10 protein-coding genes are annotated in these 13,147 nt (G+C 69.7%); 7 read left to right on the top strand and 3 right to left on the bottom strand.

Annotation, left to right across the window (positions count from 1 at the left end):
- Positions 1-34 precede the first annotated feature (34 nt).
- The 7 genes from ACZ7OU_RS39755 (at position 35) to ACZ7OU_RS39725 (ending at position 10,018) form a co-directional block, all read left to right on the top strand.
- The gene (locus ACZ7OU_RS39755; RefSeq protein WP_470246188.1) at positions 35-1,276 is read left to right on the top strand and encodes an Nramp family divalent metal transporter; all 1,242 of its coding nucleotides are present in this window, start codon (positions 35-37) and stop codon (positions 1,274-1,276) included.
- 26 nt (positions 1,277-1,302) lie between these two features.
- Positions 1,303-1,749, top strand: a complete 447-nt coding sequence (locus ACZ7OU_RS39750; protein ID WP_470246189.1) for a hypothetical protein — start codon at positions 1,303-1,305, stop codon at positions 1,747-1,749.
- 115 nt (positions 1,750-1,864) lie between these two features.
- On the top strand, positions 1,865-3,361 hold the full coding sequence (locus tag ACZ7OU_RS39745) for a serine/threonine-protein kinase (protein ID WP_470259251.1): 1,497 nt from the start codon (positions 1,865-1,867) through the stop codon (positions 3,359-3,361).
- A gap of 102 nt (positions 3,362-3,463) precedes the next feature.
- The gene (gene dapA / locus ACZ7OU_RS39740) at positions 3,464-4,477 is read left to right on the top strand and encodes a 4-hydroxy-tetrahydrodipicolinate synthase (protein WP_470246191.1); all 1,014 of its coding nucleotides are present in this window, start codon (positions 3,464-3,466) and stop codon (positions 4,475-4,477) included.
- Entirely contained in the window at positions 4,474-6,171 is a 1,698-nt protein-coding gene (locus tag ACZ7OU_RS39735) for a ribonuclease J (RefSeq protein ID WP_470246192.1), read from the top strand. The genes dapA and ACZ7OU_RS39735 overlap by 4 nt, the downstream gene beginning before the upstream one ends.
- 344 nt (positions 6,172-6,515) lie before the next feature.
- Positions 6,516-8,165 carry a VWA domain-containing protein gene (locus ACZ7OU_RS39730; RefSeq protein WP_470259250.1) on the top strand — a complete coding sequence of 550 codons (1,650 nt, stop codon included), beginning with the start codon at positions 6,516-6,518 and terminating at the stop codon, positions 8,163-8,165.
- A gap of 152 nt (positions 8,166-8,317) precedes the next feature.
- Positions 8,318-10,018 (top strand): hypothetical protein, encoded by a 1,701-nt coding sequence (locus ACZ7OU_RS39725; RefSeq protein WP_470259249.1) that lies wholly within the window; start codon positions 8,318-8,320, stop codon positions 10,016-10,018.
- Between the two features lie 58 nt (positions 10,019-10,076).
- On the opposite strand, the gene ACZ7OU_RS39720 is transcribed toward ACZ7OU_RS39725, so the two are convergent.
- The 3 genes from ACZ7OU_RS39720 to wrbA form a co-directional block, all read right to left on the bottom strand.
- A complete protein-coding gene (locus ACZ7OU_RS39720) occupies positions 10,077-11,402 on the bottom strand; it encodes an amino acid permease (RefSeq protein ID WP_470259676.1) in 1,326 nt (441 codons plus the stop codon).
- Positions 11,403-11,491: 89 nt separating this feature from the next.
- Positions 11,492-12,439, bottom strand: a complete 948-nt coding sequence (locus tag ACZ7OU_RS39715; protein ID WP_470259248.1) for an EamA family transporter — start codon at positions 12,437-12,439, stop codon at positions 11,492-11,494.
- Positions 12,440-12,488: 49 nt separating this feature from the next.
- Positions 12,489-13,103 (bottom strand): NAD(P)H:quinone oxidoreductase, encoded by a 615-nt coding sequence (gene wrbA, locus ACZ7OU_RS39710; RefSeq protein WP_470259247.1) that lies wholly within the window; start codon positions 13,101-13,103, stop codon positions 12,489-12,491.
- Positions 13,104-13,147: the final 44 nt, after the last annotated feature.

Raw genomic sequence — 13,147 nt, 5'->3', positions numbered from 1 at the left:
GGGTTCCCCGACATCCGGTTGAGAGGCAGGCTTCATGGCGGTCACCGAGGCTGTCCGGCCGAGACTCGTGACGCGCCTGCGCACCGGCTCGGCCCTGCTGGGCCCGGCGTTCGTCGCCGCGATCGCCTACGTCGACCCCGGCAACGTCGCGTCCAACATCAGCGCCGGCGCCCGCTACGGCTACCTGCTGGTCTGGGTGATCGTCGCGGCGAACCTGATGGCCGTGCTCGTGCAGTACCTCTCGGCGAAGCTCGGGCTGGTCAGCGGGATGTCGCTGCCGGAGGCCCTGCGCGCCCGGCTGTCCCGGCCGGCGCGGCTGGCCTACTGGGTGCAGGCCGAGATCGTCGCCATCGCCACCGACCTGGCCGAGGTCGTCGGCGGCGCCATCGCCCTCTACCTGCTGTTCGACCTGCCGCTGGTGGCCGGCGGCCTGGTCACCGGCGCGGTCTCGCTGACGCTGCTGGCGGTCCAGGACCGCGGCGGCCAGCGGACGTTCGAGCGGGTCGTCACCGGCCTGCTGCTGGTCATCGCGGTCGGGTTCCTGGCCAGCCTGTTCGTCGAGCCGCCGTCGGCGTCGGGCACGCTCGGCGGGCTGGTGCCGATGTTCGACGGCTCCGGCAGCATCCTCATCGCCGCCGCGATGCTGGGCGCGACGGTCATGCCCCACGCCGTCTACCTGCACTCCGGCCTGGTTCGCGACCGGCACGGCCTCCCGGACGTCACCACGCGTCGCCGCCTGCTGCGAGCCACCCGCGCCGACGTCGGCCTGGCGATGCTGCTGGCCGGCGCGGTGAACCTGGGCATGCTGCTGCTGGCCGCGACGAACCTGCAGGGCCAGGCGGGCGTCGACAGCATCGAGGGCGCGCACGCCGCGGTCGCGGTGGCCCTCGGCCCGGGCATCGCGCTGCTGTTCGCGATCGGCCTGCTGGCGTCGGGCCTGGCGTCGACCTCGGTGGGCGCGTACGCGGGCGCGATGATCATGCAAGGGTTGCTGCACAAGCGGATTCCGCTGGTCCTGCGCCGTCTCGTCACGCTCATCCCGGCGATCGTGGTGCTCGCCCTCGGGGCCGATCCGAGCGCGGCTCTGGTCGTCTCGCAGGTCGTGCTGTCGTTCGGGATCCCCTTCGCGCTGGTACCGCTGATCCGGCTGACGGCGGACCGTGATCTGATGGGCGCGGACGCCAACCGCAGGCTGACGACCATCGCGGCATCCTCGATCGCGGTGGTGATCATCGCGCTCAACCTGGTGCTGATCTATCTCACCTTCACCGGTTGAGCCCACGAAACAGGGAGGCCGCGGCCATGGCCTGGATCTTCGCCCTCAACGCCGAATGCGGTGGGCGGGAGACCCACGCCCGGGACCTCGCGCGCCACTTCGAAGGGTTCCCCGCCCGCGTCTTCTCCGACGGCGGCAGCGGCTGGTGGTGCGGGGTCGCGCCCGAAGACCTCGGCGACAAGCGCATCGAGTCCGCCGAGGACGCGACGGCCATGACCGCCGCCGGGCGCCGGCTCTACTGGCTGCTCCGCACGGCTCCGCCGGTCTACCGGTACGCGCTGGCGGGGGTGGAGACCGAGCGGTTCCGCACGTACGACGAGCTGATGGCCGAGAACGACCTGACGCGCTTCCCCGGTCTCGTGGTCAGCGAAGACATCTGGAGCGCGACCGGCAAGCGCGCCGCGTTCAGCGACTTCGCCCCGGGCTACCGGTGGATCCCGTACCGCGGCGAGGCCTACGCCCCACGCCGCTGAGCGACGGCCCGCCCGGCGTCCCGTGGTCACCGGTCGAGTCACGAATTCCGCGGAACCCCGAACGCTCCGGAACGGTCCGACTAGCATCTGCGCGACCGCCGCTTGAAGGAGCACCGTGACCGACGAACAGACCCGGCCGTACCCACCGCAGGCGCCCGCCACGCCTGGTCAGCGGGTTGTCGCCGGCCGTTACGCCCTCCTCGGCGAACTCGGCCGGGGCGGCATGGGCGTCGTCTGGCGGGCACAGGACCAGGTCATCGGCCGGCAGGTCGCGGTCAAGGAACTGCGGCTGCCCGACGCCGAATCGGCCGCCGTCTTCTCCGAGCGCGCGCTGCGCGAGGTGCGCACCGGCGGGCGGCTCAACGACCCCGCCGTCGTCACCGTCTACGACGTCGTCACCGACGGCGGCACCACGTTCATCGTGATGGAGCTCGTCGAGGCGCCGTCGCTGGCCGACCTCGTGCGCCAGCGCGGCCCGATGCCCGCCGCGCAGGCCGCGTTGATGGGGGAGCGGGTGCTGGCCGCCCTGCAGGCCGCGCACGCCGCCGGGATCGTGCACCGCGACGTCAAGCCGGCGAACATCCTCGTCGCGCCGGACGGCCGCGTGAAGCTCACCGACTTCGGCATCGCCCACGCCATCGACGACCCGCGGCTGACCACCAGCGGCATGATCGTCGGCTCGCCCGCGTTCATGGCGCCGGAGCGCGTCGAGGGCCGCGAAGCCCTGCCCGCGTCCGACCTGTGGTCCCTCGGCGCGACGCTGTTCTTCGCCGTCGAAGGCTCGATCCCGTTCGAGCGCGCGACCACCGCCGCGACGCTGCACGCGATCATGACCGAGATCCCGTACCTGACCCGCGGCCAGGGCCCGATCGCCGCGGCCATCCTCGGCCTGCTCGTCGCCAACCCCGACGCGCGCCTCACCGCCGCCCAGGCGCAGAACCTCCTGACCACGGCCCAGGGCGTCCGGCCGACGCCGCCGAACGGCACCGCGATGCTGCAGCAGGGCGGCCCGATGACGCGGGTCGCGTCGCAGCCGCCCAAGCGGAACCTGCGGGCCCTGTGGCTGTCCCTGGCCGCCGTGCTGGTCGTCGGGGCACTGGTCGGCGGCTTCTTCGCCGGCAAGGCCTACGAGACGCCCGCGGTCGACAAGCAGAAGCAGCCGACCATGACCTTCGGCGTCAACGGCCAGCTGCGCGTCGACATCACCGACTACTACCGCTGCTACAACGCCACCATCCAGGACGGCGGGATCATCAGCCAGGACGACAACAAGATCGAGTGCAACCGCAGCCACGCGCAGGAGATCTTCGAGATCGGCAACGTGCTGTCGATCGAGAACTGGAACGCCGACGACGCGAAGGTGGCGGACTACCCGGGGCAGACCGCGATCCAGGCGAGCGCGGAGGCGGCCTGCGCGACCGCGTTCCGCTCGTCGATCGTGCCCGAGACCCAGCGGCAGGACCTGACCTACCGCGCGCTGATCCCCACCGAGGCCGAGTGGCAGCGCAAGCCGTCCGAAAGCGGGGAAACCCCCACCCGCGAGTACTACTGCCTGCTGGCCCGGGCCGACGGCGGGCCGATCACCGCGCCGATCGTGACCAAGGTCAAGTAGAAGTTCCGCGACGAGCGGCCGGGTTCCGGAAATCCTCCGCACTTCCGCCGAGGTGGCCAGGTCGGCGCGTTTTTCGTCGGGGGGACGGGGTACCGTCTGGGCATGTCCAACCCACCTACCGCAGCGCCCGGACGGCCGTTCGGGCGCGTGCTCACCGCGATGGTCACCCCCTTCGACGCCGACGGCGCGCTGGACCTGAAGCGGGCGCAGGAGCTGGCCGAGCACCTCGTGGAGCTGGGGAACGACGGCCTCGTCATCAACGGCACCACCGGCGAGAGCCCGACCACGAGCGACGCGGAGAAGCAGGAGCTCATCCGCGCCGTGGTCGAGGCCGTCGGCGACCGCGCGACCATCGTGGCCGGCGCGGGCACCAACAACACGGCGCACAGCATCGAGCAGGCGAAGCAGGCCGAAGCGGCCGGCGCGCACGGCCTGCTGGTCGTCACCCCGTACTACTCGCGGCCGAGCCAGGCCGGCCTGCACGCGCACTTCACCGCGGTCGCGGACAGCGCGGGCCTGCCGGTGATGCTCTACGACATCCCGCCGCGCTCGGTCGTGCCGATCGAGGTCGACACGCTGCTGCGGCTGGCCGAGCACCCGCGGATCGTCGCGGTCAAGGACGCCAAGGGCGACCTGATCGCCGGGTCCGAGGTCATCGCCAACACCCACCTCGCCTACTACTCCGGCGACGACGGGCTGAACCTGCCCTGGATCTCCGTCGGCGGCACCGGCGTGGTGAGTGTCATCGGTCACGTCGTCGCGGGCCGGATCCGCGCGATGATCGACGCCTACGAGAACGGCGACACGTCCACCGCGCGCACCAACCACCGCGGCATGCTTCCGGTGCTGCGCGCGATGTCGCGGGTCGGCGGGGTCGCGTTCAGCAAGGCGGCGCTGCGGCTGCGCGGCTTCGACGTCGGCGAGCCGCGGCTCCCGATCGTCGCGCCGACGGCCGACCAGACGGCCCTGATCGCCGGTGATCTGGGGCAAGGCGGCGTGCCCCTGGGCGACACGGCGGCCCGGGACTGGCATGGTGAGCGGGTGGCACAAGCAGATTCGAGGGCCGCCTACGTGGCGCCGACCTCGCACACCAGCGTTGGGACCCTGCCTCGGTGAGCTCACTTCCCCCAGGTCCAGGCCCCACCAACGCCCCGCCCGCACTGCCCGCCGGAGCCCTGCGCGTGGTCGCGCTGGGCGGTATCGGCGAGGTCGGGCGCAACATGACCGTCTTCGAGTACGGCGGCCGGCTGCTCATCGTCGACTGCGGGGTCCTCTTCCCCGAGGACGACCAGCCCGGCGTCGACTTGATCCTGCCCGACTTCCGCGCGATCGAGGACCGGCTCGACGACATCGAAGGACTGGTGCTCACCCACGGGCACGAGGACCACATCGGTGCCGTCCCGTTCCTCCTGCGCCTGCGGCCGGACCTGCCGATCTACGGCTCGAGGTTCACCAACGCGCTGCTCGCGGCGAAGGCCAAGGAGCACCGGCAGCGGCCGAAGCTGATCGAGGTCCGCGAGGGGGAGCGCCGCGACGTCGGCGTGTTCAACCTCGAGTTCTTCGCGGTGAACCACTCCATCCCGGACGCGCTGGCCGTGGCCATCCGCACCCCGGCGGGCGTGGTCCTGCACACCGGCGACATCAAGCTCGACCAGCTCCCGCTCGACGGTCGGCTCACCGACCTGGCCGGCTTCTCCCGGCTCGGCGACGAAGGCGTCGACCTCTTCTGCGTCGACTCGACCAACGCCGAGGTCCCCGGGTTCGTCATGCCCGAGCGCGACATCGGCCCGGTCCTCGACGACGTCATCCGCCGCGTCGACCAGCGCGTGATCGTGGCCTGCTTCGCCAGCCACGTCCACCGCGTCCAGCAGGTCCTCGACGCCGCGCTCCGGCACGGCCGCCGGATCGCGTTCGTCGGCCGGTCGATGGTCCGCAACATGGGGATCGCGGCCGAGCTGGGCCTGCTCAACGTGCCGGACGGCCTGCTGGTCGACCTCGACCAGGCGAGCACCCTGCCGGAGAGCAAGGTCCTGTTCGTCTCGACGGGTTCGCAGGGCGAGCCGCTCTCGGCGCTGTCGCGGATGGCGCGCGGCGAGCACCGGCAGATCTCGATCCGCGCGGGCGACACCGTCGTGCTGGCCAGCTCGATGATCCCGGGCAACGAGACCGCGGTGTTCGGCGTGGTCAACGGCCTGACCCGGCTCGGCGCGAACGTCGTGCACCAGGGCAACGCCAAGGTGCACGTGTCCGGCCACGCGTCGGCGGGGGAGCTGCTCTACCTGTACAACGCGGTGCGGCCGAGCAACGTCATGCCGGTCCACGGCGAGTGGAAGCACCTGAAGGCCAACGCCGAGCTGGCGATCCGCACCGGCGTCGCGGCGGACAACGTGGTGATCGCCGAAGACGGCGTGGTCGTCGACCTGGTCGACGGCAAGGCGTCCCGCACCGGCCGCGTCGAGGTCGGCCACGTCTACGTCGACGGCCTGTCCGTCGGTGACGTCGGCGAGTCGACCCTGTCCGACCGGCTCGTCCTCGGCGAGGGCGGGTTCATCTCGATCAGCGTCGCGATCGAATCGGCCACCGGCCGCCCGGTCAGCGCCCCGACGGTGTCCGGCCGCGGCTTCTCCGACGACCCGAAGGCGCTCGCCGCCGTCGTGCCGCTGGTGGAGATGGAGCTGGCGCGCACCGAGGCCGAAGGCATCACCGACACCCACCGGATCGCGCAGGCGGTCCGCCGGGTGGTCGGCCGCTGGGTCGCCGACACCTACCGCCGCCGCCCGATGATCGTCCCGACGGTCATCCCGGTCTAGGTTCCGCCGCCGAAGGCCACCATCCGGTCCGCCGGACGGTGGCCTTCGGTGCGTTCAGTGCCCCAGTTTGGTGAGGAGCAGGGCGAGGCCTACGGTGGCGGTCTGGCGGAGCAGGGCCCGCCGCGCCCGGCGCTGGTCGGCTCGTGTCGGTTTCATGCGTACCCCCAAGCGGTCAGGCCCCCAGTGTCGCGCGCGAATCGGGCGCGGACATCCGACTCCGGGACGGGATTCGCCTCCCTCCCGGGTATGAGGCCCGCTGTTAGGCCATCCGGACCACGAACCGGTGGTTTGCCGGGCGCTAGCCTTGATCCCCACCCCGCCTCGCCGAAGAGAGGCCGCGCCCGATGGGACGTCACTCGCCGGACGGACGACGACGCCGGCTGCTCTTGCCCGCCCTCGCGACCGGTCTCGTGGTCGTCCTCGGGGCCGCGACCTGGGTCACCGTCTCGCGGATGACCCCGGCCCAGCCCCCGTGCGAGCAGCAGGCGAAGGTCCTCGTCACCGCGTCCGCCGACATCGCGCCCGCGCTCTCGCTCGTCGCGCGTGGTCTCGACCTCCGGTGCGGCAGCGTCGAGGTCCAGACCAGGGAGCCGGCCGCCACGGCCGAGCAGCTCGCCCTGTCCGACGGCAGCCCGCGGCCGCAGGTGTGGGTGCCGGACTCGACCCTCGCGCTGCGCCGCGCCCGCCAGTTCGGCGCTTCCGACGTCCCCGAGACCGGGGCGTCGGTGGCCAGCTCGCCGGTCGTGCTGGCCGTCGCCGAGGGCGTCGCGAAGGGCATGGGCTGGCCCGAGCGCACGGCCACCTGGGCGGACGTCCTGGGGTCGCCGGGTGCCGTCCCGGGGATGTCCGACCCGGCGCAGGACTCGGTCGGCGTCGCGGCGCTGCTGGGCCTCAAGGAGAGCGTCAAGACGGCCACCGAGCCGGCGGCCGCGTACGTCGCGCTGCTGCGGCGGTTCTCGGCCAACACGCTCGGCGCGGAGACGGACCTGATGGCGCGGCTGCCGGGCTCGAGCGGCACCGGCGGCACGGCGGCGGTGACGACGTTCCCCGCGTCGGAGAACTCCGTGCTGCGCCACAACATCGAGGACGCGAGCTCGCCGCTCGTCGCCGTCTACTCGACCGCGGTGCCCACATTGGACTACCCGTTCGCCGAGCTGGGCGGGATCACCCCGCAGCAACGCCCGATCATCGACGCGCTGCGGCAAGCGACACTCGGCGACGCGGGCGCGGACGCCATCGCGAAGACGGGCCTGCGCGCGGCGGGCGGCCAGGCGCTGCGCGAGCACGCCGACGACCCGCACGTGACGACGTCCGGCTTCCGGGCGGCGAACCTCCCACCCGCGTCGGTCGTCGAGGAGCTGCTCAACCAGTGGTCCGGGATCAACCTGAGCGCGCGGGTGCAGGTGCTCGTCGACGTGTCGGGGTCGATGAACGCGCAGGTGCCGGGGACCGGGCTGAACCGGATGCAGCTGTCGATGCAGGCGACGGCGAAGGCACTGCACCTGTTCAAGCCGACGACCCAGCTGCGCATGCTGGCGTTCTCGACGAGGTTGGACGGCGACAAGGACTACCGCGAGCTGCTGCCGATGGCCTCGGTGGCCCAGCACCTGGCGAGTGGCGCACTGGACAAGCTCGCCCAGGTGAAGGCCACGGCGAACGGCGGAACGGGGCTGTACGACAGCGTGCTGGACACGTACCGCACGGCGCGCCGCGAGTGGGAGCCGGGCCGGCTCAACCTGGTGATCGTGCTGACGGACGGGAGAAACGAGGACCCACACGGGATTTCCCGCGCTGAGTTGTTGGCGGAGCTGGCAAAGCTGCAGGACCCCCGCCGCCCGATCCCCCTGATCGGAGTGGGCATCGGCCCAGACGCGGACAAACCGGAGCTGGACCAGTTGACGGCGGCCACGGGTGGTCAGGCCTTCGTGGCCCCGGACCCGGCGAAGATCACGGACGTGTTTTTCGGGGCATTGAGCCGAATCGCCGGCGGCTAGCCCTCAGGGTTTAGCTGTGACACGGTGAGCACCAGAGCAGTCTCGACTGCAATTGGTCGACTGTCCGAGGTTCACGTTGGTGGTTGTCATGTAGCACGGCGCCCTCCGATGCCGACTTGGTAGGAGTGACTGACTTCTTGCCGCTACCCGTGTTGGACAACCTGACCGATCGTGAAGAGAGAGTAATCGACGCTGCACGACGTGGCGTTGAGCTGAGATGCAGTGCCCTCGCGCTTGACGAGTTGTCCGAAGGCGAGGAGATTGCACACGAAGTGCGTGCGGAATTGCTGCGAGAACTGCTTCTCGGGCGACGGGGTCCTCTTGATCCGCAAGGTGTTCGGCTGGTGGGACTCAGAATCATAGGCAAGCTGAGACTTGACCAAATCACGGCCGTTGCCGGTATCTCACTGAGAAGATGCGTGGTCACCAAATCAATCTCCCTGACTGGAAGTCACTTTCCTCGGATTGCTGTGCAGGACAGTCGGATCAATCGTCTTCTTGGCGAAGATTTGCGAGTCGACGGTGATTTGAAGCTGCGGGGAATTCAGGCCTCTGGCGCGGCTCAGTCGGGAGTGATCCGGCTTCGTGGTGCCCGCGTCGGTGGGTACGTAGACCTCGACGGTGCGGATGTGGTGAACGACAGCGGTCCTGCCCTCTTCGCCGATCGTCTGCAGGTCGGCGGTGGGCTTTTTCTTCGGGAGTTTCAGGCCTCCGGTGTCGGAAAGGTTGGCGCGGTTCGTCTACTCAGTGCCCAGGTCGGCAGTCAAGTTGCGCTTCACGGTGCGAAGGTGATCAACAAGAGTGGACCTGGACTATATGCCGATCGGCTGCAGGTTGGTGGCACGCTGGATCTCCGTGGCATGCAAGTCTCAGGTTCTGGTGAGGCCGGCGCCGTTTGTCTTGCCGGTGCTCATGTCGGTTTCCATGTTGACTTCGAGTCCGTCGGGATCGTCAACGACGGCGGCCCGGCCCTGCATGCCGATCGGCTGCAGGTCGGGGGTGACGTGCACCTTCACGGTGTGCGGCTTACCGGCTCAGGTGATGTCGGCACGGTTCGTCTTGTCAACGCGCAGGTCGATGGCCGAATTGGCCTAGACTCCGCCGAAGTGGTGAATGTTGCTGGTCATCTGCTGATCGATATCAGAGATGGGGACGTTGCGACGATTTCAATGTCAGTTCGCACCGTGTGTGCTGCGTGGCGGCCCGGCCTTATGTGTGCGGACGCCAATAATCTTGACCTTGACAGATTTACGTTCGATGGACTCGACGCAACCGATTGGAAGGAGTGGCTGCACCTTATTCGATTCCACACGAAATTCTACCGCCCTGGGCCGTACCGGCAGTTGGCGGAGGTGGAACGGACTGCTGGTCACGATGGCAATGCCCGCAAGATCTTGATTTCGCAGCAACGGGACCTATATCAGCGTGCACCCGATGCGATCGGCAACTGGTGGGCCCGGCGGTTTCATCGGTTGTGGGGTGTCCTGGCGGGTTACGGCTACCTGACGCGTCGTACGGCTGCGGCACTCCTGTTGGCGCTGCTGATAGCGGCAGCGCTTGGTCTGTGGGCGGGGCACGTCAGTGACGGAAATCATCACACTGTAGAACGCACTGCCTCGTTTGGGAGCGTTGTCGGAGTGCCCTGCACGTCAATCGAACTGATCGGTGTCGGTCTTGACAGAGGACTGCCGCTTTCCTCGACCGGGGTGCGCGGCCGCTGTGACCTCAACGTCGACACGTCCTGGGGTGGTGCGTTCACTGCCGCCGTATGGTTTGTGCAGGCGGGAATATGGGCTTTGGCAACGCTTGCTCTTGTTGGTTACACCGGACTTGTGCGTAAAGCCAGTACGTGATTGGTGGTGGAGGTGTGGGGCGAGTCGGTCGGCATGGGCAAGCGTAGGAACCTGAATGCTAATCGGTTTTGACTTCGGTTGGTTTTCGAGTGGATCGCCGGCGGATGACGGCGTACACCGCCAAGATCACCGCCAGGCTGATCAAACTCAGGTAAAGCTGCGCCCGAGTGTCCTCGTCCACGAACAGCATCGAAGCCACCACGACCAGGGTCAAAACCAACGTCAGCCAGCTCAACCACGGATATCCCCACATCCGCAGCTTCAACGTCTCCGGCGCCTCCGACTCCAGCCGCCGCCGCATTCGCAGTTGCGACCCGCAGATGATCGCGTACACGAACAACGCCACCGCGCCCGCCGAATTGATGATGAAGTAGAAGATCTTGTCCGGGGACACGTAGCTCATCACCACCGCCACGTACCCGACCGACGTCGACACCAGGATCGCCTTCCACGGCACGCCTCGCCGGTTCGTGTCCGCCACCCACGCCGGGGCCCAGCCGTGGCGGTGCAGGGCGAACAGCATGCGGGATGCCGTGTACAGACCCGAATTCAGCACCGACAGCGCCGCCGTCAGGACGACCGCGCTTACTATCGTCGTCGCCGCTGGGACGCCGAACCTGCCGAACGCCGCCGCGAACGGGCTCGTTTCGCTCGGGATCTCGCGCCACGGGGTGATCATCACCAGCAGTGCCACCGAACCCACGTAGAACACGATCACGCGCCACACGATCGTCGACGTCGCCTTGCGGACCGCCGTCTCCGGCTCGCTCGACTCCGCCGCCGCGATCGTCACGATCTCCGCGCCGAAATACGAGAAGATCACGATCACCACGCCGTGGACGACGGAAAACCCGCCGTTCACGACGAAACCGTCGAGCCCGATGTTGCCGACCGAAAAGTGCGCGCCCGGCCAGAGACCGAGCACGAACAGCAAGCCCAGCACCAGGAACACCACGATGGTGGCGACCTTGATCGACGCCAGCCAGAACTCCGTCTCGCCGAACGACCGCGCCGACGCCAGGTTCGTCGCCGTCAGCAGCAGCATCAGTGCCAGCGAGAACACCCACTGCGGCACGCCGGGAATCCAGCCCTGCAGGATCTTCGCGCCCGCCACCGCTTCGAACGCGACCACGCCGACCCAGAAGTACCAGTACAGCCAGCCGATCGTGAAGCCCGCCCAGCCGCCGAGCGAGTCGCGCGCGTACTCCATGAACGAGCCGAGTGCCGGCGCCGCCGTCGCCATCTCGCCGAGCATCCGCATGACGAGCACGACGAGCAGTCCGCCCAGCGCGTAGGAAAGCACGGCCGCCGGGCCGACGGTGTGGATCACCGCGCCGCTGCCGATGAACAGGCTCGCGCCGATGATGCCGCCGAGGGCGATCATCCGGACGTGCCGCTGGCGCAGTTCGGGGCGCAATCCCTGAGACGTCACGGTGGGGAATTCTCGCACTCGCGCGCCACCCCGTGAAGAGTTCAGCTCGTCAGGATCGCCGACTTCCGCTGCACCAGGAACGCGCCGCCCAGCAGGATCGCCGAGCCGAGCAGCTGCTGCCAGGTGAGCTCCTCGCCGAGCAGCGCCCACGCCGTGACCGTGACGATCACGGGCTCGACCAGCCCGAGCACGCTCGCCACCGACGCCGGCAGGTGCCGCAGTGACGAGATCCCGAAGATGTAGGCGAACACGGTGGCGACCAGCACCAGCAGCGTCATCAGCAGCCACACCGGCGGGCGCCAGGCGCCGAACTCGACGTCGGCGGCGAGCAGCTCCACCGGCCACGTCCACGGCGGCGCGACCAGGCTGATCAGCACCGCGCCGATCACCATGCCCCAGGTGACCAGGCCCAGCGGGTCGATGTCGGCCACCGCGCGCTCGCCGAGCAGGAAGTACCCGGCCGAGCACAGTGCCGCGCCGAAGCCGGCCAGCAGCCCGACGCCGTTCAGCGTGACGCCCTGCCAGACCTGGGCGACCAGCGAAAGGCCCACCATGGCCAGCGCGATGCCGCCCCACACCGACCGCGGCAGCCGGTGCTCCCGCACGAACCGCACCCACAGCGCGATGAGCACCGGCGAGATGAACTCGAGCAGGATCGCGATGCCGACGGGGATCCGGCCCGCGGCGACGAAGTACAGCAGCTGCACCCCGGCGACGCCCAGCAGGCCGTACCCGGCCAGCACCGGCAGCTCGCTCCGGCGCACCCGCAGCTTGCGCGGCGCCACCAGCGCCACCCCGGCGAGCAGCACGAGCCCGGCGAGCCCGATCCGCATCGCGGCCACCTGCTCCGGGCTGAAGCCGGCGGACATCGCGGACTTGCCCAGCGTGCCCGACGTGCTGAAGAACAGCGCCGCGAGCAGGACGAGCGTGGTCCCGCGGCCGCGGTGGGCGACCCGGGGAGGTGCGAGGACGGGCAGCTCGGTGGTCACCCTCGCGACTGTAAGGCCCGCCGCGTCACTGCCAAAGCGCTTTTCGCGGTTATTCGGCCTGCTTCAGCCCGGTCGCGACGTGCGTCGCGATGGTCGCGAGCCGCCGCCCCTGGACGTGCAGCGCGCCGAGGGCCAGCTCGTCCGGCGCGGCCGACTTGCGCGACACGAACGAGCCGCCGTACGGGTTGCCGGACTCCATCAGGTGCGGGTCGGTGTAGCCGAGCGGGACGACGATCGCGCCCCAGTGGTAGAAGACGTTGTTGATCGCCAGCAGCGTCGACTCCAGGCCGCCGTGCCGGGTGGACGCCGTCGTGAACGACGTCGCGACCTTGTCGGCCAGCTTCCCCTTCGCCCACAACCCGCCCGTGCTGTCCAAATAGGACTTGAGCTGGGCCGCCGGGCCGCCGAACCGGGTCGGGCTGCCGACGGCGAGGCCGTCGGCCCAGACAAGGTCGTCGAGCGTGGCCAGCGCGTGGTGCGGGCCCGAGTCGATCCAGGCCTGCCAGCGCGGGTTCTGCGCGATCGCCTCGGCGGGCACCGTCTCCGGCACGGTCCGCACCCGGACCTCGGCCCCGGTCTCGCGGGCGCCCGCGGCGAGCGACTCGGCGAGGGCGGCGGTGTTCCCGGTCGAGCTGTAGTAGACGACGAGTATCCGTGTGCTCACGCCGCCGACTCTAGGGGCACCCGCGCCGGTGTCTCAGGATCCGG

This window comes from Amycolatopsis sp. NPDC114505, assembly GCF_055633615.1.
This window is presented reverse-complemented; position numbering and strand designations above follow the sequence as displayed.

What these genes read in the sequence shown, in the direction of transcription:
- ACZ7OU_RS39730 (WP_470259250.1), top strand. Translation starts at nt 6,516, where the DNA reads ATGGGACGTCACTCGCCGGACGGACGACGACGCCGGCTGCTCTTGCCC.
- ACZ7OU_RS39720 (WP_470259676.1), bottom strand. Translation starts at nt 11,402, where the DNA reads ATGATCGCCCTCGGCGGCATCATCGGCGCGAGCCTGTTCATCGGCAGC.
- dapA (WP_470246191.1), top strand. Translation starts at nt 3,464, where the DNA reads ATGTCCAACCCACCTACCGCAGCGCCCGGACGGCCGTTCGGGCGCGTG.
- ACZ7OU_RS39750 (WP_470246189.1), top strand. Translation starts at nt 1,303, where the DNA reads ATGGCCTGGATCTTCGCCCTCAACGCCGAATGCGGTGGGCGGGAGACC.
- ACZ7OU_RS39755 (WP_470246188.1), top strand. Translation starts at nt 35, where the DNA reads ATGGCGGTCACCGAGGCTGTCCGGCCGAGACTCGTGACGCGCCTGCGC.